17 protein-coding genes are annotated in these 20,786 nt (G+C 61.3%); 12 read left to right on the forward strand and 5 right to left on the reverse strand.

Going from position 1 to position 20,786, the window contains the following annotated elements:
- The first annotated feature begins 7 nt into the window (after positions 1-7).
- Positions 8-2,287, forward strand: a complete 2,280-nt coding sequence (gene ptsP / locus JFU37_RS13850) for a phosphoenolpyruvate--protein phosphotransferase (protein WP_201115806.1) — start codon at positions 8-10, stop codon at positions 2,285-2,287.
- A 121-nt stretch (positions 2,288-2,408) separates the two neighbouring features.
- On the opposite strand, the gene JFU37_RS13855 is transcribed toward ptsP, so the two are convergent.
- Positions 2,409-3,155 carry an NRDE family protein gene (locus tag JFU37_RS13855; protein ID WP_201115807.1) on the reverse strand — a complete coding sequence of 249 codons (747 nt, stop codon included), beginning with the start codon at positions 3,153-3,155 and terminating at the stop codon, positions 2,409-2,411.
- A gap of 121 nt (positions 3,156-3,276) precedes the next feature.
- Between JFU37_RS13855 and JFU37_RS13860 the strand changes: the two genes are divergently transcribed.
- From JFU37_RS13860 to JFU37_RS13870, 3 genes are all read left to right on the forward strand, one after another.
- Positions 3,277-4,059, forward strand: a complete 783-nt coding sequence (locus JFU37_RS13860) for a sulfite exporter TauE/SafE family protein (protein ID WP_201115808.1) — start codon at positions 3,277-3,279, stop codon at positions 4,057-4,059.
- Between the two features lie 82 nt (positions 4,060-4,141).
- The gene (lgt, locus tag JFU37_RS13865) at positions 4,142-4,954 is read left to right on the forward strand and encodes a prolipoprotein diacylglyceryl transferase (protein ID WP_201115809.1); all 813 of its coding nucleotides are present in this window, start codon (positions 4,142-4,144) and stop codon (positions 4,952-4,954) included.
- A gap of 50 nt (positions 4,955-5,004) precedes the next feature.
- Positions 5,005-5,976 (forward strand): thymidylate synthase, encoded by a 972-nt coding sequence (locus tag JFU37_RS13870; RefSeq protein WP_201115810.1) that lies wholly within the window; start codon positions 5,005-5,007, stop codon positions 5,974-5,976.
- A 132-nt stretch (positions 5,977-6,108) separates the two neighbouring features.
- Here the strand turns inward: JFU37_RS13870 and cadR are convergent, their stop codons facing one another.
- Positions 6,109-6,558 (reverse strand): Cd(II)/Pb(II)-responsive transcriptional regulator, encoded by a 450-nt coding sequence (cadR, locus tag JFU37_RS13875; protein ID WP_201115811.1) that lies wholly within the window; start codon positions 6,556-6,558, stop codon positions 6,109-6,111.
- Positions 6,559-6,643: 85 nt separating this feature from the next.
- On the opposite strand from cadR, the gene JFU37_RS13880 reads away from it, so the two are divergent.
- The 7 genes from JFU37_RS13880 (at position 6,644) to JFU37_RS13910 (ending at position 15,758) form a co-directional block, all read left to right on the forward strand.
- Entirely contained in the window at positions 6,644-8,911 is a 2,268-nt protein-coding gene (locus JFU37_RS13880; RefSeq protein WP_201115812.1) for a heavy metal translocating P-type ATPase, read from the forward strand.
- A 16-nt stretch (positions 8,912-8,927) separates the two neighbouring features.
- Positions 8,928-9,791, forward strand: a complete 864-nt coding sequence (locus JFU37_RS13885; RefSeq protein WP_201115813.1) for a LysR substrate-binding domain-containing protein — start codon at positions 8,928-8,930, stop codon at positions 9,789-9,791.
- A gap of 235 nt (positions 9,792-10,026) precedes the next feature.
- A complete protein-coding gene (locus tag JFU37_RS13890) occupies positions 10,027-11,103 on the forward strand; it encodes a putative 2-aminoethylphosphonate ABC transporter ATP-binding protein (RefSeq protein WP_201115814.1) in 1,077 nt (358 codons plus the stop codon).
- On the forward strand, positions 11,103-12,827 hold the full coding sequence (locus JFU37_RS13895) for a putative 2-aminoethylphosphonate ABC transporter permease subunit (protein WP_201115815.1): 1,725 nt from the start codon (positions 11,103-11,105) through the stop codon (positions 12,825-12,827). Before JFU37_RS13890 ends, JFU37_RS13895 begins: the two co-directional genes overlap by 1 nt.
- A gap of 49 nt (positions 12,828-12,876) precedes the next feature.
- The gene (locus JFU37_RS13900; RefSeq protein ID WP_201115816.1) at positions 12,877-13,902 is read left to right on the forward strand and encodes a putative 2-aminoethylphosphonate ABC transporter substrate-binding protein; all 1,026 of its coding nucleotides are present in this window, start codon (positions 12,877-12,879) and stop codon (positions 13,900-13,902) included.
- Between the two features lie 165 nt (positions 13,903-14,067).
- Positions 14,068-15,201 carry a TIGR03364 family FAD-dependent oxidoreductase gene (locus JFU37_RS13905; RefSeq protein WP_201115817.1) on the forward strand — a complete coding sequence of 378 codons (1,134 nt, stop codon included), beginning with the start codon at positions 14,068-14,070 and terminating at the stop codon, positions 15,199-15,201.
- Complete coding sequence (locus JFU37_RS13910; protein WP_201115818.1) at positions 15,201-15,758, forward strand: phosphonate degradation HD-domain oxygenase; 558 nt, start codon at positions 15,201-15,203, stop codon at positions 15,756-15,758. Before JFU37_RS13905 ends, JFU37_RS13910 begins: the two co-directional genes overlap by 1 nt.
- Positions 15,759-15,888: 130 nt before the next feature.
- On the opposite strand, the gene JFU37_RS13915 is transcribed toward JFU37_RS13910, so the two are convergent.
- Positions 15,889-17,265 (reverse strand): GTPase/DUF3482 domain-containing protein, encoded by a 1,377-nt coding sequence (locus JFU37_RS13915; RefSeq protein WP_201115819.1) that lies wholly within the window; start codon positions 17,263-17,265, stop codon positions 15,889-15,891.
- Positions 17,258-18,628: a DUF2868 domain-containing protein gene (locus JFU37_RS13920; protein ID WP_201115820.1), complete on the reverse strand. Its 1,371-nt coding sequence runs from the start codon at positions 18,626-18,628 to the stop codon at positions 17,258-17,260. Before JFU37_RS13920 ends, JFU37_RS13915 begins: the two co-directional genes overlap by 8 nt.
- A gap of 85 nt (positions 18,629-18,713) precedes the next feature.
- Between JFU37_RS13920 and JFU37_RS13925 the strand changes: the two genes are divergently transcribed.
- The gene (locus JFU37_RS13925) at positions 18,714-19,226 is read left to right on the forward strand and encodes a dihydrofolate reductase (RefSeq protein ID WP_201115821.1); all 513 of its coding nucleotides are present in this window, start codon (positions 18,714-18,716) and stop codon (positions 19,224-19,226) included.
- Positions 19,227-19,330: 104 nt separating this feature from the next.
- Here the strand turns inward: JFU37_RS13925 and JFU37_RS13930 are convergent, their stop codons facing one another.
- Positions 19,331-20,722: an L-cystine transporter gene (locus tag JFU37_RS13930; RefSeq protein WP_201115822.1), complete on the reverse strand. Its 1,392-nt coding sequence runs from the start codon at positions 20,720-20,722 to the stop codon at positions 19,331-19,333.
- Between the last annotated feature and the right edge of the window lie 64 nt (positions 20,723-20,786).

Here is a 20,786-nt window from a genome sequence, read left to right on the forward strand (position 1 = left end):
CCGAGCCATGCTCAATACGCTGCGCAAGATCGTCCAGGAAGTTAACTCCGCCAAGGATCTCAAGACGGCGTTGGGGATTATTGTGTTGCGCGTCAAAGAGGCCATGGGCAGCCAGGTCTGCTCGGTCTACCTGCTTGACCCTGAAACCAACCGCTTCGTGTTGATGGCCACCGAGGGCTTGAACAAGCGCTCGATCGGCAAAGTCAGCATGGCGCCCAACGAAGGTCTGGTTGGCCTGGTCGGCACGCGTGAAGAACCCCTGAACCTCGAAAACGCCGCAGATCACCCACGCTACCGTTACTTCGCCGAGACCGGTGAAGAACGCTACGCCTCATTCCTCGGGGCACCGATCATTCACCACCGCCGCGTTGTCGGCGTGTTGGTCATTCAGCAAAAAGAACGCCGCCAGTTCGACGAAGGTGAAGAAGCCTTCCTCGTGACCATGAGCGCGCAGCTCGCCGGCGTTATCGCCCACGCCGAAGCCACCGGTTCGATCCGGGGCCTGGGCCGTCAAGGTAAAGGCATTCAGGAAGCCAAGTTCATCGGTGTACCGGGTTCGCCGGGTGCGGCGGTCGGTACCGCGGTGGTCATGCTGCCGCCGGCCGATCTGGATGTGGTGCCCGACAAGACCATCACCGACATCGCCGCCGAGCTGGGTCTGTTCAAGACCGCCATCGAAGGCGTGCGCGCCGACATGCGCGCGTTGTCGGCCAAGCTGGCGACTCAGCTGCGTCCCGAAGAGCGTGCGCTGTTCGACGTCTATTTGATGATGCTCGACGATGCTTCGCTGGGCAGCGAAATCACCACCGTGATCAAGACCGGCCAGTGGGCCCAGGGTGCGTTGCGTCAGGTGGTCACCGAACACGTTAACCGTTTCGAATTGATGGACGACGCCTACCTGCGCGAGCGCGCCTCGGACGTCAAAGACCTCGGTCGGCGCTTGCTGGCTTACTTGCAGGAAGAGCGTCAGCAGACCCTGGTTTATCCCGACAATACCATCCTGATCAGCGAAGAACTGACGCCGGCGATGCTCGGCGAAGTGCCGGAAGGCAAGTTGGTCGGCCTGGTCTCGGTACTCGGTTCCGGCAACTCCCACGTCGCGATCCTGGCACGTGCCATGGGTATTCCGACGGTGATGGGCCTGGTCGATCTGCCGTATTCCAAGGTCGACGGCATCCAGATGATCGTCGACGGCTACCACGGCGAGGTCTACACCAACCCGAGTGACGTGCTGCGCAAGCAGTTCGCCGAAGTGGTCGAGGAAGAGAAACAACTGGCCCTCGGGCTGGATGCACTGCGGGACTTGCCGTGCGTGACCCTTGACGGCCACCGCATGCCGCTGTGGGTCAACACCGGCCTGCTGGCTGATGTGGCGCGGGCGCAGAAGCGCGGCGCCGAGGGCGTGGGTCTGTACCGCACCGAAGTGCCGTTCATGATCAACCAGCGCTTCCCGAGTGAAAAAGAGCAGCTGGCGATCTATCGCGAGCAACTCGCCGCGTTCCATCCGCAACCGGTGACCATGCGCAGCCTGGACATCGGCGGCGACAAGTCACTGTCGTACTTCCCGATCAAGGAAGACAACCCGTTCCTCGGCTGGCGCGGTATTCGCGTCACGCTCGACCACCCGGAAATCTTCCTGGTGCAGACCCGCGCCATGCTCAAGGCCAGCGAAGGCTTGAACAACCTGCGGATTCTGCTGCCGATGATCTCCGGCACTCACGAACTGGAGGAAGCCCTGCACCTGATTCACCGGGCCTGGGGCGAAGTCCGCGACGAAGGTTGCGACGTGCCTATGCCGCCTGTCGGCGTGATGATCGAAATTCCGGCGGCGGTTTATCAGACCAAGGAACTGGCACGGCAAGTGGACTTCCTGTCGGTCGGCTCCAATGACCTGACTCAGTACCTGCTGGCCGTGGACCGTAACAACCCGCGGGTGGCCGACCTTTACGACTACCTGCACCCGGCGGTGCTGCAAGCCTTGCAGAACGTGGTGCGTGACGCCCATGCCGAAGGCAAGCCCGTGAGTATCTGCGGCGAGATGGCCGGTGATCCGGCGGCGGCGGTGCTGTTGATGGCGATGGGTTTCGACAGCTTGTCGATGAACGCCACCAACTTGCCGAAAGTGAAGTGGATGCTGCGTCAGATCAACCTGAGCATGGCCAAGGAATTGCTCGCTGAGTTGATGACCATCGACAACCCGCAAGTGATCCACAGCTCGCTGCAACTGGCATTGAAGAACCTTGGGTTGGCGCGGATGATCAATCCGGCTTCGGTCAAAACCCTCTAAAACGCTGATGGCCTCATCGCGAGCAAGCCCGCTCCCACATTTAACCGAGTTCTCCCAGAAGAATGCGGTCGAATGTGGGAGCGGGCTTGCTCGCGAAGGCGTCTGATCAGACAACAACGATCTAAACCTTGACCTCCACTTCCCCCAAATGCCCGCCATACGGCCCGAAACTCCGTTCGACCATCACCCGTGTCCCATCCGCCTGCACAATCAACGCCGTACTCGCCCGCGTCCCATAACTCTGGCTGGCAATGAACACACTCGACAGCAGTGTTTCGGTTGCCAACCCCACACCAGTGTCCGGCAGCTCGGCAAACGGTGCGGTCTGAGGATCGCCCAGCAACGCCAGTAACGCTTGCGGCTGCGGATCTTCCAGCACCTCCTCCAGTGCCGTCCGTGCCTTGAGCACCTTTGGCCACGGCGTATCCAGACCAGCGTTCGACAACCCATAAACCCCCGGCGGCAACATCACAGCCTCAGACTCCCGCGCATTGAAATGCCATAGCTCATTGGCATTGCCGACCAATAGGTTAAAGCCGGCATATTCCATCGAGCGGCTGACAACGTCGTCTAAATAGTCATCAATCGACCTGTCGCCGCTAAGGAATCGCGCCACCAGCTCACCTCGCGACGTGCGGGCGGGTGGTTGATGCGGGTCTCGAATATTGGTCAGTGCGGCGAAGCGACCATTGGCGCCGATACCCAGCCAGGTGCCACCGGCCTCCAGGTCCCGGCCGGCATAGACGTGCGGCGATTCGGGCCATTGCGCCAGGGGCAGGCTGGGCCGGGCGTAGAATTCATCGCGGTTGGCCGCGACGATCAGCGGTTGGGCATGGCCCGGTCGCCAGGCGAAAACAATCAGGCACATAAGGTGGTCCTTGTGTGTTTTTTGCCCACTCTACGCAGACATTGCGCGGGTATCCATCGCCATCCAGTGGAGCCGAAGGCCATGCATCCGTTACCATGCCGCTCTTATTTGGGGATCCTCCATGGAATTTCTGCTCTATCTGGCGTTGGGCGCCTGCGCAGGCGTACTCGCCGGGCTGTTCGGGGTCGGTGGCGGGATCATCATCGTCCCGGTGTTGGTGTTCAGTTTCACCTTGCAGGGCTTCGACGCTTCGATCCTGACCCATCTGGCGGTGGGTACTTCCCTGGCGACGATCATCTTTACCTCGGTCAATGCCGTGCGCGAGCATCACCGTCGCGGCGCCGTGCGCTGGCCGATTTTCGTCTGGATGACCGTCGGCATTCTGATCGGTGCCGGTTTCGGCGCGCTGACGGCCGAAGCGATCTCCGGACCGAACCTGCAGAAAATCATCGGCGTGTTTGCGTTGGTCATTGCCGCCCAACTGATGCTGGATGTCAAACCCAAGGCCAGCCGAACGGTGCCCGGCAAACTGGGTCTGACGGTGGCCGGCAGTGTGATTGGCTGGGCCTCGGCGATTTTTGGGATAGGCGGCGGCTCATTGACCGTGCCGTTCCTGACCTGGCGCAGTGTGCCGATGCAACAAGCGGTGGCCACTTCGTCCGCCTGCGGGTTGCCGATCGCGTTGGCAAGTGCATTAAGTTTCATGATTCTGGGCTGGCACGATCCATTGCTGCCGGCCCATAGTCTCGGTTTTATTTATTTGCCGGCGCTGCTGGGGATCGCCCTGACCAGTATGTTTTTCGCCCGTATCGGTGCGCGACTGGCCCACAGGCTGTCGCCGAAGTTGCTGAAAAGGCTGTTTGCCGCTTTGCTGTTCTGCGTTGGCCTGAGTTTTCTACTCTGACACGCGCCGCAATCCTGGCTTAATCCTGAGGTGGCAGCGTCGCCCGGGAATTTTGAAGTTTCAACTCTAACGAGGAGTCGCAATGCTGCCTTACCCGCAGATCGATCCGGTGGCCTTGGCCATCGGTCCGCTGAAAATCCACTGGTACGGTTTGATGTACCTGATCGGCATTGGCGGCGCCTGGCTGCTGGCGTCCCGTCGGTTGAACCGTTTCGATCCGACCTGGAGCAAAGAGAAGCTCTCCGACATGGTGTTCTGGATGTCGATGGGTGTGATCGTCGGTGGACGCTTGGGCTATGTGCTGTTTTACGATCTGAGTGCTTACCTGGCCAACCCGACGCTGATTTTTGAAGTGTGGAAGGGCGGCATGTCGTTCCACGGCGGGTTCATCGGCGTGATGCTGGCGGCGTTGTGGTTCGGTAAAAAGAACAACAAATCGTTTTTCCAGCTGATGGATTTCGTCGCGCCCATGGTGCCGATTGGCCTGGGGGCCGGACGTATCGGCAACTTCATCAACGCTGAGTTGTGGGGCAAACCGACCGACGTGCCGTGGGCGATGATCTTCCCGCCTTTCAGCGATCCGTCGCAGTTGCCGCGTCACCCGTCGCAGCTGTACCAGTTCGCGCTGGAAGGCGTCGCGCTGTTCCTGATCTTGTGGTTGTTCTCGCGCAAGCCGCGGCCGACCATGGCCGTGTCGGGGATGTTCGCGCTGTTCTATGGCATTTTCCGTTTCATCGTCGAGTTCGTCCGCGTACCGGACGCACAGCTGGGCTATCTGGCCTGGAACTGGCTGACCATGGGCCAGGTACTTTGCGTACCGATGATCGTTGGCGGTCTGTTCCTGATCTGGCTGGCGTATCACCGCGCCCCGGCGACCCCAGCGGCGGCCGTATAAATTCGAACCCCGGGGGCGACGGCCTCCGGGTTCAAGGACACAGGTAACTCATGAAGCAATATCTCGAACTGGTCGCCCACGTCATCAAGAACGGCACCAAACAGGCCAACCGCACCGGCGTGAATACCATCAGCTTCCCGGGCGCGATGCTGCGTTATGACCTGAAAGAAGGTTTTCCAGCGATCACCACCCGCAAGATGGCCTTCAAATCGGCCATCGGCGAGATGTGTGGGTTTCTGCGTGGGGTGAACAACGCCGCCGAATTCCGCGCGCTGGGCTGCAAGGTCTGGGACCAGAACGCCAACGAAAATGCGCAGTGGCTGGCCAACCCGTTCCGTCAGGGTGAAGACGACCTCGGTGAGATTTACGGCGTGCAATGGCGCAAATGGCCGGCGTACAAGCAGATTCCGCTCAGCAACAAAGCCGCCATCGAGCAGACCCTGGGCCAGGGTTACCGTCAGATCGCTGAAGGCGAAGAAGACGGTCAGGCTTACGTGGTGCTGTACAAGGCGATCGACCAGATCCGTCAGTGCGTCGACACCATCATCAAGGACCCGGGCAGCCGCCGCATCCTGTTCCACGGCTGGAACGTCGCTCAGCTCGATGAAATGGCCCTGCCGCCGTGCCACCTGCTGTATCAGTTCCACCCGAATGTCGAGACCAGGGAAATCTCCCTGACGCTCTACATCCGTTCCAACGACCTGGGCCTGGGCACGCCGTTCAACCTCACCGAAGGCGCCGCGTTGCTGAGCCTGATTGGTCGCCTGACCGGTTACACGCCACGCTGGTTCACCTATTTCATCGGTGACGCCCACGTCTACGAAAACCACCTGGACATGCTCAACGAACAGCTCACGCGCGAGCCGTTCCCGATGCCGAAACTGGTCATCAGCGACCGTGTGCCGGAGTTTGCCAAGACCGGTGTTTATCAGCCGGAGTGGCTAGAGCTGATCGAGCCGAGTGATTTCTCGCTGGAAGGCTACCAACACCACGCCCCAATGACCGCGCCGATGGCGGTCTAGAGCCTCAACGCATCCCCCTGTAGGAGCTGCCGAAGGCTGCGATCTTTTGATCTTTTGCGATGTTGGAATTGCCGAAAATCAAGATCAAAAGATCGCAGCCTTCGGCAGCTCCTACAGGTTTTTGTGGTGTTTTTAGTGGCCGTGACTACGGCCAACATGGGAATGCTCAACTTCCGTCGCCACCACCCCGCCGCTCACTTCCAACCGCTGCAAAATCCCGCACTGATCAATATCCGGCCCCTCGCTACAGCGTTGGCGCAGGTCGAGCAGTTGCGTCTGTAACGCCAGCAATCCATCGATCCGCGCCTTGACGTGATGAATGTGCTCATCGATCAGCGCATTCACGCTTTGGCACTGATCCTGCGGACTGTCGCGCAGGGCCAGCAGGCTGCGGATTTCTTCGAGGGTCATGTCGAGGGTGCGGCAGTTGCGGATGAAGGTCAGGCGTTCGGCGTGGGCCTGGGTGTAGACGCGGTAGTTGCCGTCGCTGCGGGCTGGTTCCGGCAGCAGGTTTTCGCGCTCGTAATAGCGGATGGTTTCCACGGCGCAGTCGGTGAGTCTGGCCAGTTCTCCGATCTTCATGACGGCAATCTCCAAATGGGTGCTTGACCCTATAGTGGCTACAGGGTCTTTACTTGGCAACAGGCACCTTTATGGACGCGACCCAATGAGCGATTCCCGGCACACCCATTCACCTGAGGCTGAGCGCGAGCACGAGCACAGCCACAAGCTGCAGCCAGTAAAGAAGCATGACCATGGCGGCCACGGGGATTCCTGCTGTTCCGCCAACGTGGCGGCACCGTCGCTGATCAAATTGAGCGCAACGCCCACCGCCAGCGCGCGGCTAAGCAGTTTCCGCATCGACGCGATGGACTGCCCCACCGAGCAGACGCTGATCGAGAACAAACTCGGCAAGCTCGCGGGTGTGCAACAGCTGGAATTCAACCTGATCAACCGCGTGTTGGGCGTCACCCACGACCTGCCGAACACCGCCCCCATCATCGACGCGATCAAATCCCTCGGCATGCAGGCCGAGCCGCTGGAGCAGGGCGTCGAAGCGCCAGCCCCGGCGCCAGAGAAAAAGCCCTGGTGGCCGTTGGCGCTGTCCGGTGTGGGGGCGCTGGCCGCTGAAGTTATCCACTTCACCAACGCTGCGCCCAATTGGGTGGTGGCGGTCATTGCACTGGTCTCGATTCTCAGCGGTGGTCTCGGCACTTATAAGAAGGGCTGGATCGCGCTTAAGAATTTCAACCTGAACATCAACGCGCTGATGAGCATCGCGGTGACCGGCGCAATCCTGATCGGTCAGTGGCCAGAAGCGGCAATGGTGATGTTCCTGTTCACCGTGGCCGAGTTGATCGAAGCCAAATCCCTGGACCGTGCGCGCAACGCGATTGGCGGCTTGATGCAGATGGCACCGGAACAGGCCACGGTGCGGCAGGCGGATGGCAGCTGGGTCGAGCAGGACGTGAAAACCATTGAGCTGGGCGCGCGAGTGCGAGTGCGGCCCGGTGAGCGAATTGGTCTGGACGGTGAAGTGGTGTCGGGCAGTTCAACCATCGATCAGGCGCCGATCACTGGCGAAAGCCTGCCGGTGGAAAAGACCATTGGCGACAAGGTGTTCGCCGGCACCATCAATCAGGCGGGTTCCCTGGAGTATTCCGTCACCGCGGCGGCCAACCATTCGACGCTGGCGCGGATCATCCATGCCGTCGAACAGGCTCAGGGCGCGCGGGCGCCGACTCAGCGTTTCGTCGACAGCTTCTCGAAAATCTACACGCCAGTGGTGTTCATCCTGGCCCTCGCCGTCGCGGTGATTGCGCCGCTGTTCATGGGCGCGCTCTGGTTTGACTGGATCTACCGGGCGCTGGTGTTGCTGGTGGTCGCTTGCCCCTGTGCGTTGGTGATTTCGACGCCAGTGACCATTGTCAGCGGTCTCGCGGCGGCGGCGCGCAAAGGGATTCTGGTCAAGGGCGGCGTCTACCTGGAGGGCGGTTACAAGCTCGATTACCTGGCGCTGGATAAAACCGGCACGATCACGCACGGCAAACCGGTGCAGACCGATTACCTGTCGCTTGATCCGACGGCGGACGAATCCGCACCGGCGATTGCGGCGGCGCTGGCCGGTCGCTCGGACCACCCGGTGTCGTTGGCCATCGCCCATGCGGCTGCGGATAAACCATTCGCGCCGCAGGTTGTGGATAACTTCCAAGCCCTGGCCGGTCGTGGCGTGCGCGGTGAAATCAACGGTCAGGTCTACCACCTGGGCAACCACCGTTTGGTGGAAGAACTGAACCTGTGCTCGCCTGCGCTGGAAGAAAAGCTGTTCGCGCTGGAAAAGCAGGGTAAATCAGTGGTGTTGCTGCTCGATCAATCCGGCCCACTGGCGCTGTTCGCCGTGGCCGACACTGTGAAGGCTTCCAGCCGCGAGGCGATCCAGCAATTGCACGACCTGGGCATCAAAACCCTGATGCTGACCGGCGACAACGTCCACACCGCGCAGGCAATTGCCGCGCAAGTCGGCATCGACGAGGCGCAGGGCGACCTGCTGCCGACCGACAAGCTGCAAGCCATCGAAGCATTGTATGCACGGGGCCATAACGTCGGCATGGTCGGCGACGGTATCAACGACGCCCCGGCGCTGGCACGCGCCGAGATAGGTTTCGCCATGGCCGCCGCCGGCACCGATACCGCCATCGAGACCGCCGATGTCGCCTTGATGGACGACGATCTGCGCAAGATCCCCGCGTTCATTCGGTTGTCGCGGCAGACATCGAGCATCCTCAAACAGAACATTGCGCTGGCATTGGTCATCAAAGCGATCTTTCTTGGGGTAACCTTCGCCGGGATCGCCACCATGTGGATGGCGGTGTTCGCCGACATGGGCGTAAGCCTGTTGGTGGTATTCAACGGTTTGCGCCTGTTGCGCAAATAAGAGATGAGGGGCGGGTGTGCTGAGTGCCGAGCTGAAGGCGTTTTATATGGTTGCCCGCCTGGGCAGCATCACCCTGGCGGCGAAAAAGCTCGGCTTGAGCCAACCCACGGTGACGACCCAGATCAAGCACCTGGAAAGTCAGTACTCGGTTGAACTGTTCTACCGGGGCGGCCGCCGACTCAGCGTCAGCGATGAAGGCGCGCGGCTGTTGCCGATGGTCAAGGCGCTGTTGCAGCAGGAAGCCGACATCGAGTTTTTCCTGCGCAACAGTGGCCAGGTCCAGGGCACCTTGCGCATTGCCGCCACCGCGCCGTATTACATTCTCGATCTGGTGAAGACCTTTCGCGAGCGCTTGCCGCAGGTGGAGGTGTCGGTGGAAATCGGCAACTCGCAGCAGGTGCTGGAGGCGCTGGAGGATTACCGGGTCGATGTCGCCGCTTCCTCGCAATTGCTCGACGATGCGCGGCTGATTCGCCGGGTGCTCGGCAGCGATCCGCTGGTGCTGGCGGTGCATCGCAATCATCCGCTGGCGGTGCATGATCATGTGCCGCTCAGTGCATTGGCCGGGCACACCTTGTTGATGCGGGAGTCGGGCTCGACGACTCGGCGATTGACCGAAGAATTGCTGGCCAGCGCAGGGGTGACTTTCGGGCCGTTGCTGGAAATTGGCAGCCGCGAATCGATTCGTGAGGCGGTGTTGCGCAACATCGGCATCAGCATCATTGCCCGACAGGAAGTGCCGCACGATCCGCAACTGCGGGTGCTGACCATCGAGAATGCCCCGCAGATCCCGGAGTATTTGTACTGCCTCAAGGAGCGCAAAGGCGCGCGGCTGCCGGCGGCGTTTCTGGGGTTGGCGCAGGAAATGGCACCGGCCTGAGAATTGTGGTGATTGGTCTGGCCCCTTCGCGAGCAAGCCCGCTCCCACAGGGGGAATGCGTTCAACTGTGGGAGCGGGCTTGCTCGCGAAGGCATCAGGCCAGTCAACCAACAACTCAAGCCAATCACCCAACCCAAATCCCCGAATACCACTATCAGCCGTTTTTGCCTCACTGCCACATGACGGACGCATTACATCCCTAGGATGGCCTTCATCTGCTTGATGAGGCCTGTCCATGAACCACTCGATCGCAACTGCCCTGACCAACCCCGGCGCCCCGATGAAAGTGCGCGGCGTGCAGAAACGTTTTGGCGCCTTCACCGCGCTGGATAACGTTTCCCTCGATGTGGCGGCCGGTGAGCTGGTGTGCCTGCTGGGCCCGTCGGGCTGTGGCAAAACCACCTTGCTGCGCTGCATCGCCGGTCTGGAGAAGCAGGACAGCGGCGAGTTGTACCTCGGTGATCGCGACGTTTCCCACCTGGCACCTCAGGCGCGTGACTACGGCATCCTGTTCCAGTCCTACGCGTTGTTCCCCAATCTCACCGTCGAAGCGAACATTGCCTACGGCCTCGCCGGCAGCGGTCGCGATGAAGTGCGCAAGCGTGTCGGTCAGATGCTGGAACTGGTCGGCCTGATCGGCAGCGAGAAAAAGTACCCCGGCCAATTGTCCGGCGGCCAGCAACAGCGGGTCGCACTGGCGCGGGCCTTGGCGCCGGCGCCTTCGTTGTTGCTGCTCGACGAACCGATGTCCGCCCTCGACGCACGGGTTCGCGAGCATCTGTGCACCGAACTGCGTCAGTTGCAGCGCAACCTTGGCATCACCACGCTGATGGTCACGCACAACCAGGACGAGGCCATGCTGATGGCCGACCGCATTGCCGTGATGAACAACGGCAAGGTCGAGCAGTACGCCACGCCGCAGGAAATTTACGACCGCCCGGCGACACCGTTTGTGGCGGAGTTCGTCGGTCAGGGCAACTGGCTGCCATTCCGCCGTAGCAGTGACAGCCACGCGCAAGTCGGCGGCCTGAACATGCGTCTGGCCGACGGCAGTGCGAAAACCGCCTCCGGCCGGTTGTTCTGCCGCCCCGAGGCGATCAACGTCAACCCGCTGGTACACGAAGAAAACCTGTTCCCGGCCAAGGTTCGCGAAATCACCTTCCTCGGCAACCGCTGCCGCATGAGCTTCGAACTCGATCAACTGCCGGGCCACGCGTTGCTGGCGGAACTGGCGCCGGAAGCCATGCCGCGCCTCGGGGCACAGCAGATCATGGTCGCCTTGCCTCCGCGCAGCTTGCAGGTGTTTGCCTGATGAGCGCGAACATCGCGCTGCCGATACCGCACAAGCAGGTTCGGCAGACCTCCCGTGCCGAGATCGGCGACCGGGTGTTCGTCGTTGGCGGCAAAGTCCTGTTACTGGTGTTGCTCGGCGTCGCCGTGTTGATGCCGTTGTTGGCAATTTTCTGGCGCGGCTTCAGCTCGGAAGCCGGGCAGGGCGGTGGTCTGGTCGCTGCCCGCGAACTAGTGACCAGTGCAAACTTCCACTGGCTGCTGGGCAATAGTTTGAAAGTGTCCCTGAGCGTGGCGGCGATTGTCGTACCGCTGGCCTACCTGTTTGCCTACGCGCTGCAACGCACGTTGATTCCGGGCAAAGGATTTTGGCGTGGGCTGTCGCTGTTGCCGCTGATGGCGCCGTCCATGCTGCCGGGGATTGCATTGGTTTATCTGTTCGGCAATCAGGGCCTGTTGCGTGGTTTGCTTTCGGACAATATCTACGGCTTCTGGGGCATTGTGCTGGGTGAGGTCATCTACACCTTCCCACACGCCTTGATGATTCTGCTGTCGGCGCTGTCCCTGGCCGATGCGCGACTGTTCGATGCCGCTTCCAGCATGGGCGCCAGTCCGGCCAAAGCCTTCCGCAGCATCACCTGGCCGGCGACGCGTCAGGCAGTGTTCGCCGCGTTCTGCCTGGTGTTCACTCTGACCATCACCGATTTCGGTGTGCCCGTAGTGGTCGGTGGCGACTATCAAGTGTTGGCGCTGGAAGCCTACAAAGCCGTGGTCGGTCAGCAACAATTCGGTCGCGGAGCCTTGATCGGCATGGTCCTGCTGCTGCCAGCGCTGTTCAGCTTCGGTGTCGATGCGTGGTTGCGTCGGCGGCACGGCGACTCCATGAGTGGTCGGGCGCAAGTCTTCAAGCCAACACCGTCGAAACGACGGGACCGTTGCTACCTGGCGATTGTGCTGCTGATCTGCGCCGCGCTGCTGTTGGTATTCGGCATGGCGGTGTTCTCGTCGCTGGTGAAATTCTGGCCGTACAACCTGTCGCTGTCCCTCAACCATTACCAGTTCAACGACACGGCGGGTGGCGGCTGGCTGGCCTACGGCAATAGCGTGAAAATGGCGTTGTGCACGGCGCTGATCGGCAGCGTGCTGATCTTCACCGGCGCCTACCTGATGGAAAAAACCAAGGGCCAGCGCGGACTGAATCTGACGCTGCGCATGCTCAGTTTCGTACCGATGGCGGTGCCGGGTCTAGTGCTGGGGTTGGGTTATGTCTTCTTCTTCAACCTCAACGGCAACCCGCTGCATGTGCTCTACGGGACTATGACCCTGCTGGTGGTCTGCACCATTGCGCACTATTTGACCACCGCACAAATGACCGCCACCACCGCGCTGCGCCAGCTCGACGCCGAATTCGAAGCCGCCGCGTTGTCGCTCAAGGCGCCGCTGTATCGCCACTACTTGCGCGTCACCGTGCCGATTTGCCTGCCGGCGCTGCTGGACATCGTGCGCTACCTGTTCGTCTCGGCCATGACCACGGTCTCGGCAGCCATCTTCCTCTACAGCCCCGACACCATCCTCGCGGCCGTGGCGGTGCTGAACATGGACGACGCCGGCAACGTCGGCGGCGCGGCGGCGATGTCGACCCTGATTCTATTCACCTCGGCGGGCGTGTCCCTGCTGCTGGCCTGGGCTTCGCGCGGTTTGCTGCGCCGCTCCCAGGCCTGGCGGCAGACCGCGCCCGGTCATTGATTCGCTGCTCCTCAACCCCCAAAGCCCTCAACTCAAACAGGAAAAGATCATGTTCAAGCCCCTGGCCCTCGCCGCTGCTGTCCTCACCGCTTTCAGCCTGAACGCCTTCGCGGCGAAAACCGAGTTGACGGTGTACACCGCCCTCGAAGCCGAACAACTGACTGCCTATAAGGCCGCCTTCGAAAAGGCCAACCCGGACGTCGAGATCAAATGGGTACGTGACTCCACCGGCATCATCACCGCCAAACTGCTGGCCGAAAAAGCCCGCCCGCAGGCTGACGCAGTCTGGGGCCTAGCCGCTTCGAGCCTGGCGATCCTCGACCAGCAAGGCATGCTGCAAAGCTATGCGCCACAAGACCTGGGCAAGATCGGCGGCAACTACCGCGACGCCGCCAACCCACCTGCCTGGGTCGGCATGGACGTCTGGGCCGCGACCATTTGCTTCAACACCGTCGAAGCCGAAAAGCAGGGTTTGAGCAAACCCGTGAGCTGGCAAGACCTGACCAAGCCTGAGTACAAAGGCAAGATCGTCATGCCCAACCCTGCCTCGTCCGGCACCGGTTTTCTCGACGTCAGCGCCTGGCTGCAAACCTTCGGCGAGAAGCAAGGCTGGCAGTACATGGACGACCTGCACCAGAACATCGGCCAATACGTTCACTCCGGTTCCAAGCCTTGCAAATTGGCCGCAGCGGGCGAATTCCCGATCGGTATTTCCTTTGAGTACCCGGCTGTTCAGCTGAAGCGTCAGGGTGCGCCGCTGGACATCATCCTGCCGAAAGAAGGCCTGGGTTGGGAAATCGAAGCGACGGCTGTGATCAAGGGCACACCGCATGAAGACGCGGCGAAGAAACTGGCAGACTTCTCGGCCAGTCCGGCGGCGATGGAGTTGTACAAAGAGAACTTCGCCGTCCTTGCTCAGCCAGGTATCGCCAAGCCACAGACTGAATTGCCAGCCGATTATGAGCAGCGTTTGATCAAGAACGACTTTGCCTGGGCGTCGAAGAATCGCGATGAAATCCTGACTGAATGGCGCAAGCGCTATGACGGCAAGTCCGAGAAAGTGGTTGCCAAGTAAACAATGCACAACCTGTGGCGAGGGGATTTATCTCCGTTGGGCTGCGAAGCGGCCCCAAAATCTGCAACCGAGGTGTACCAGGTACACCGAAGGCAACGGTTTTACGACTGCTTCGCAGCCGAACGGGGATAAATCCCCTCGCCACGGAACTCAGGACATCACTTAATGACACACCCCAACGACATGCTGATCGTAGGCGCCGGCATCCTCGGCCTGTCCCACGCCTACGCCGCCGCCAGACGCGGCCTCAAAGTCACCGTTTTCGAACGCAGCGAAACCCCCTTGGGTGCCTCGGTGCGCAACTTCGGCCAAGCCCTCGTCACCGGCCAGCCACCGGGGCCGATGCTCGAACTGGCCAAGGCCTCCCGCGACATCTGGGGGCAATGGGCACAACTGGCCGGCTTGAAAATCAAGCGCAACGGCTCGTACCTGTTCGCCCGCACCGAAGCCGAAGAACACCTGCTGGAAGCGTTCTGCGCCGGCCGCGCCGTGGAGTACGGTTATCGCGTCGACCTGCTGCGCGGTGCTGCCTTGCGCGATCTTTACGGTGGCCAGTTCAGCCATCACCGCGCCGCGTTGCACGGCATGGACGATCAGCAACTGTATTCGCGCGAAGCGATTCCGGCATTGATCGATTACCTGCGCCGCGAACTGAACGTGGCGTTTCACTTCTCCACCCTGGTGCGGGACATCGAACCGGGCCGCTTGCACAGCACGGCCGGAACCTTCAGCGCCGAGCAGATCATTGTCTGCTCCGGTCACGACTATCAGACCTTGCTGGCCGAGCCGATCGCCGAGCTCGAGCCACAAATCTGCCGCCTGCAAATGCTCCGCGCCCGACCGCAGATCAACCTCAACCTGCAACACGCGTTGCTCACCGGTTTGAGTTGCGTGCACTACGGCGCGTTTGCCGATCTGCCGGAAGCGGCGGCGGTACAGGCGCACATCCTGAGAGAGCAGCCGCATCTGCATGAAAACGGCATTCACCTGCTGATCAGCCCGACGCCTTACGGCGAGTTGATCATCGGCGATTCCCACCATTACGGCAGTGATCCGTCGCCGTTCAATGCCGAGCAGGTAGACGACTGGATGCTTGAGTTGGCCGAGCAAACCTTGGGTTGCAAGGTGCAAGTGGTCGAACGCTGGCAGGGCGTCTATGGTTCACGGGGCCCGGGGCCATTCTCGTTTTTACGCCCGATGCCGGGTGTGAGCGTGGCGTTGATGCACACCGGCGTCGGCATGAGCGTCGGGCCGGCGATGGCCGAACGCAACGTTGCGACTGTATTGGGAGCGCTGTGATGGACCGCCATACGCAAGTGATCGCCGAGGTGTTCGGTTTGTACGAACGCTTTGGCGACAGCGATTACATCGGTGAACCGGTGTCGCAGATCGAGCACATGTCCCAGGCCGCGCAACTGGCGATGGCCGAAGGCTTCGATGACGAAGCGATACTGGCCGCGTTCTTCCACGACATCGGGCACATCTGCGTCGAAAGCGCCGAGAACATGGGCGGCTTCGGTGTGGTCAGCCATGAACGACTGGGTGCGGATTACTTGCGTCGTGCAGGTTTCAGCGAGCGCATGGCGCGGTTGGTGGAATACCACGTTCAGGCCAAGCGTTATCTGACGTTAAAAGAGCCTGGGTACTACGAGCGCCTAAGCGAAGCCAGCCGTCGCACGCTGGAATATCAGGGTGGCGTGATGACCGCTGAAGAGGCAAACGTGTTTGAGCAGGACCCGTTGTGTGCGGTCAGTTTGCGGATGCGGCAGTGGGATGAGTTGGCCAAGGAGATGGGGGTGCCGGTGATTGATCTGGCGGTGTTGAAGGAAAAGGCATTGCGCCTGCTGGTGGCTTAGGACAGTAAGACTGAGGTGTGGCCTTCGCGAGCAAGCCCGCTCCCACATTGGACTTATGATCAATGCAAATCCCCTGTGGGAGCGGGCTTGCTCGCGAAGAGGCCCGCCTGAACAACACATCACTCAATGCTTACAACTGCTGCGCCAACACCTCAACCTGCTCCTGCCGCTCCGCCTGATTCAACTTCGATCGCGGATTCAGCGACGACCACTGCGGATAAGCCCGAGCCTTGTTCAGGGCCTCGGGAAGTTTGCCTTCGCGCCAGCTCTTGTCCTGAGGCGTGGCCACTTGAACGCTCTCCATCGCCGCATGCCCGCGAGCATTCAGCGCCTGCACCAGCTGCCGCTGACGCAACGCCAACAACCTCAACACGCTGTCATCAACCGTCAGTTCCCGTTGCCCTTTGATCTTGCCCATCAATCGGCTGCCATAACTGCGCACGGTTTGCAGGGCGCCGCCGGCAATTGCACCGGCCAGTGCGGCGGCGCCGAGGGTCAGGCCGCCCACCAGCAAATCAACCCCGGCCCCGGCTGCCGCGCCGGCCGCAATGCCGCCGCCGACCCGCACGCCGAGTTGTTTGAGGGTTTGCGGGTTGAACAGGTCATCGCCCCAGCGGCCATCGAGCAACGGCAGATCACTGGCCGCCGCATCTTGCGGGCGGAAGGCGTAGAGCTTGAGTAACGCTTCGACGCACCGTTGTTCACGTTGTCGAACCGCTTTGCGCAGTTCGCTGATGGCTTGCTGCTCTTCCTCGGCGTTGCTGGCCACGCTACGCCGACACGCCGCGCAATCGATCAACAACTCGGCAATCAGCCGGGATGCACTCTGCTGACGAGCGAGGCGTTGAGCCTGCTGATCGGCGATCAAACGCTCAAGCGGTTCTCTGGCGTTTTCCAGCAACAGCGCGAGGCTCTCATAGAGTCGACGTTCGCCATCCTCCGGCGGCGCGACGCTGTCGAAACGCACCAGGGCATGCAAGCCAAGGCGCGCCAGCGCTTCACGCCATTGCGGTTCACGATGGTTCGCGCTGCTGACAAAATTCAGCACCGGCAACAGCGGTTTGCCACAGCTGGCCAGCACTTCCAGTTCGTCACGGTACTTGGCCAGCACCGGCTCGCGAGCGTCGATCACGTAGAGGCCGGCGTCCGAGTTCAACAGTTGGCGCAGCACCTTGGCTTCCTGTTCGAAACGTTGCCGCGCTTCGCTGCCCTCAAGGAAACGCGCCAGCCGCGCAGGGCCGTCGAGACGTTCGCCTGGGCGCTCCAGGCGTTCGAGGTAGTCGAGCAGGGCGATGGCGTCTTCCAGACCCGGGGTGTCGAACAGGTCGAGCAACGGCTCACCGTCCACCGACAACCGCGCGCCTTCGACGTGGCGGGTAGTGCTCGGTCGATGGGAGACTTCACCGAAACCGACGTCACGGGTCAAGGTACGCAGCAACGACGTTTTACCGACGTTGGTGTGGCCGACCACGGCGAGCTTCAACGGTGGTTTGCGCGGATTAGTCATGCCCGGTCTCCAGCCAGTTCATCGGCGCGCAATCGGCAAAGGGCAGTTCAAGCTGTTGCAGTGCGACGTGCCAATCGCCCAAACGCTCCGCGTCCAGCGCTTCACCTGGCGGTGCTTGCAGCAACCAGATGCGGGTGGCGCTGGCGTTGCGAGCCAGTTCGGCAATCAGCGCCAGACTGCCGCGATCCGGCGAACGACGTGGATCGCACGCGATGGCTAACCGGGCCGGAGGGAAACGACTGAGTTGCTCAAGGAGCTTGTGCCGGGATTCGCGACTGTCGAGGATGCCGGCGTTGTTCACGTTTTGCGGCAGGGCTGGTGGCCACGGGCGTTGCTCGTCCAGCTCGATGGCGACCACCAATGCGCCATTGCTTTGCAACTCGCTGACGCCGCTTTCGACGGTATGAAGCTGCTCTGGCGCCGCATCGCTGATGCCCAGGCGTTCGCTGGTGGGCATTAACCGTTCGCGCAGTTGCGCATAACCGGGCAGGTTCAGGTCCAGGCGCAAAGCCGCTTGACCGGAGCTCCAGCGCCAGCGGCAGAACAGGGCCAGCAGCAGGCGCGGCAAAACGCCGTAAACCACCAACACACCGACCAGCCATGTGGCCCAGGCCTGGCGTGCGCTTTCGATATTCAGCGCGGCGTCGCCACTGGCGCGGATCATCTCGACCGTCGGAACGTTGAAGCCCAGCAAGGCGGGCAGAGCGCCGAGGGCTTGGGTCATGGTCACAAAGGTGTCAGCGCTGAGGAGGGTGGTTTCCCAGACGAAACCGTAACGCCGGGTCGCCATCAACGTCAGCAGAATCACCAGGGCGCTGAGCATTGCCAGCAACCACAGACTGTTGACCAGCACGCCGATCGCCCAGCGATTGAGTTTCTGTCGTTGCAATAACAGCAGCAGGGCCGGCGCCAGTTGCGCAGCTTTGGCATCGCGGGCGAATTTTTCGCTGAGCCACAGCCACAGGCGACCCAGCGTTGCACCATGGTCGCCGGCCAACACCAGGCCCAGCGCCCAGCTGAGCAACAGCATCAGGTTCAACCCCAGCAGACTGCCCAAGGCCCAGAACACATTGACTGGCGTTTGTCCGTCGCTCAACGCGGCGAACGCCAGGCCTGCGCCACTGACCAGGGCCAGCACTGCCAACACCAGCAGCGCCAGTCGCGCACCTTGCAGCCAGTGGGTGAGGGCGGAGGTCAGCCCATCGCGTTCGGCCAGCCATAGGGCGCGGCGTTGAATCCGTGTCGGCAAGTCGCCGCCCGCACTGCGAGCCAGTCGGTTGGCTTCAAGATCATCCAGCGGGCCGGCGTGTTCTTCGCGCAGGCGAATGGTTTCCGTCAGCCAGAGGTTATTCAGTTCAGTCACGCGGCATCCCGTCGCTTAATTGAACGGTGAGCATAACCGCTGTGGCGCTTATCGGGGTACGGATGGCTCTGGTATCCTCGCCGGCATGACTAAATCACTCCCCCTCAGCCTGATCGCAGCCCTCGGTGAAAACCGCGTGATCGGCGTCGACAACAGCATGCCCTGGCACTTGCCGGGGGACTTCAAATACTTCAAGGCCACCACCCTCGGCAAGCCCATCATCATGGGTCGCAAGACCTGGGATTCCCTCGGTCGTCCACTGCCGGGCCGGTTGAACATCGTGGTCAGCCGTCAGACGGACCTGGTGCTGGAAGGCGCGGAGGTTTATCCGTCGCTGGAAGCCGCGGTGATTCGGGCACAGGAATGGGCGCTGGAGCAGGGCGTCAATGAGGTGATGCTGATTGGTGGCGCGCAACTGTATGCACAGGGAATGGCGCAGGCGGATCGGTTGTATTTGACGCGCGTGGCGTTGAGCCCGGAAGGGGATGCGTGGTTTCCGGCGTTTGATGTGAACCAGTGGAAATTAGTGTCGAATGTGCCGAATCCGGCAGAAGGCGACAAGCCGGCGTACAACTTTGAGGTTTGGGAAAAAGCTTAAAAGCTTCGCGAGCAAGCCCGCTCCCACATTTGATTTGTGAACGACACCGATCAAGTGTGGGAGCGGGCTTGCTCGCGAAGAGTCCCGCTCAGTCGCTGAAAGCGTTAAGCGTGAGCCAACTCCGCATGCTCATCCGCATCCAGCAGTTCTTTATCCGTCTGCTGCATCATCTGGCTGGTAATCGCCCCGGCCGTGATCGAACCACTCACGTTCAACGCCGTACGGCCCATATCGATCAGCGGCTCAACCGAAATCAGCAACGCCACCAGTGACACCGGCAACCCCATCGCCGGCAGTACGATCAGCGCCGCAAATGTCGCGCCACCCCCCACGCCCGCCACACCGGCCGAACTCAAGGTCACAATCGCCACCAGCGTCGCGATCCACAACGGGTCCAGCGGGTTGATCCCCACGGTCGGCGCTACCATCACCGCCAACATCGCCGGGTACAGACCGGCACAGCCGTTCTGGCCAATGGTTGCGCCGAACGACGCGGCAAAACTGGCAATGGACTGCGGAATGCCTAAACGGCTGGTCTGCGCTTCAATGCTCAGCGGAATCGTCGCCGCGCTGGAGCGGCTGGTGAAGGCAAACGTCAGCACCGGCCAGATCTTGCGGAAAAAACGCAGCGGGTTGATCCCGGCCGCCGACACCAGCAGGCCATGCACCCCAAAGATCAGGCCCAGGCCGATGTACGAAACCACCACGAAACTGCCGAGCTTGATGATGTCTTGCAGGTTGGAACCGGCAACCACTTTGGTCATTAGTGCCAATACGCCGTAGGGGGTCAGCTTCATCACCAGACGCACCAGGCGCATCACCCAGGCTTGCAGGGTGTCGATGGCATTGATCACTTTCTGACCTTTCTCGGCGTCATCCTTGAGCAGTTGCAGCGCGGCGACCCCCAGGAATGCAGCGAAAATCACCACGCTGATGATCGACGTCGGCTTGGCCCGAGCGAGGTCGGCGAACGGGTTTTGCGGGATGAACGACAGCAGCAATTGCGGCACATTCAGGTCCGCGACCTTACCGGCGTAGTCGGTCTGAATCGTTTGCAGACGGGCCATTTCCTGCGTGCCGGCCACCAGGCCTTCAGCGGTCAGGCCGAAGAGGTTGGTCAAACCGATACCGATCAACGCCGCGATGGCCGTGGTGAACAGCAGCGTGCCGATGGTCAGGAAGCTGATCTTGCCCAGCGACGAAGCGTTGTGCAGACGGGCCACGGCGCTGAGGATCGAGGCGAACACCAGCGGGATCACGATCATTTGCAGCAACTGCACGTAACCGTTGCCCACCAGATCGAACCAGCCTATCGAGGTTTTGAGTACCGGGTTGCCGGCGCCATAAACGGTGTGCAAGGCAACGCCGAATACCACGCCCAGCACCAGTGCGAGCAGGACTTTTTTGGCTAAGCTCCACGTGGTGTGGCGGGTTTGCGCCAGGCCAAAGAGCAGGGCGAGAAACACCAGCAGGTTGAGAATCAGCGGCAGATTCATTGGAACTCCCATTAGACATGTGCCAACTGCCTTCCGGGGCAGCTGCGAGCCGGCAAGCCTAACA

This window comes from Pseudomonas sp. TH41, from assembly GCF_016650695.1.
Lineage (GTDB): Bacteria > Pseudomonadota > Gammaproteobacteria > Pseudomonadales > Pseudomonadaceae > Aquipseudomonas.

What these genes read in the sequence shown, in the direction of transcription:
- ptsP (WP_201115806.1), top strand. Translation starts at nt 8, where the DNA reads ATGCTCAATACGCTGCGCAAGATCGTCCAGGAAGTTAACTCCGCCAAG.
- JFU37_RS13855 (WP_201115807.1), bottom strand. Translation starts at nt 3,155, where the DNA reads ATGTGCCTGATTGTTTTCGCCTGGCGACCGGGCCATGCCCAACCGCTG.
- JFU37_RS13860 (WP_201115808.1), top strand. Translation starts at nt 3,277, where the DNA reads ATGGAATTTCTGCTCTATCTGGCGTTGGGCGCCTGCGCAGGCGTACTC.
- lgt (WP_201115809.1), top strand. Translation starts at nt 4,142, where the DNA reads ATGCTGCCTTACCCGCAGATCGATCCGGTGGCCTTGGCCATCGGTCCG.
- JFU37_RS13870 (WP_201115810.1), top strand. Translation starts at nt 5,005, where the DNA reads ATGAAGCAATATCTCGAACTGGTCGCCCACGTCATCAAGAACGGCACC.
- cadR (WP_201115811.1), bottom strand. Translation starts at nt 6,558, where the DNA reads ATGAAGATCGGAGAACTGGCCAGACTCACCGACTGCGCCGTGGAAACC.
- JFU37_RS13880 (WP_201115812.1), top strand. Translation starts at nt 6,644, where the DNA reads ATGAGCGATTCCCGGCACACCCATTCACCTGAGGCTGAGCGCGAGCAC.
- JFU37_RS13890 (WP_201115814.1), top strand. Translation starts at nt 10,027, where the DNA reads ATGAACCACTCGATCGCAACTGCCCTGACCAACCCCGGCGCCCCGATG.
- JFU37_RS13895 (WP_201115815.1), top strand. Translation starts at nt 11,103, where the DNA reads ATGAGCGCGAACATCGCGCTGCCGATACCGCACAAGCAGGTTCGGCAG.
- JFU37_RS13900 (WP_201115816.1), top strand. Translation starts at nt 12,877, where the DNA reads ATGTTCAAGCCCCTGGCCCTCGCCGCTGCTGTCCTCACCGCTTTCAGC.
- JFU37_RS13905 (WP_201115817.1), top strand. Translation starts at nt 14,068, where the DNA reads ATGACACACCCCAACGACATGCTGATCGTAGGCGCCGGCATCCTCGGC.
- JFU37_RS13910 (WP_201115818.1), top strand. Translation starts at nt 15,201, where the DNA reads ATGGACCGCCATACGCAAGTGATCGCCGAGGTGTTCGGTTTGTACGAA.
- JFU37_RS13915 (WP_201115819.1), bottom strand. Translation starts at nt 17,265, where the DNA reads ATGACTAATCCGCGCAAACCACCGTTGAAGCTCGCCGTGGTCGGCCAC.
- JFU37_RS13925 (WP_201115821.1), top strand. Translation starts at nt 18,714, where the DNA reads ATGACTAAATCACTCCCCCTCAGCCTGATCGCAGCCCTCGGTGAAAAC.
- JFU37_RS13930 (WP_201115822.1), bottom strand. Translation starts at nt 20,722, where the DNA reads ATGAATCTGCCGCTGATTCTCAACCTGCTGGTGTTTCTCGCCCTGCTC.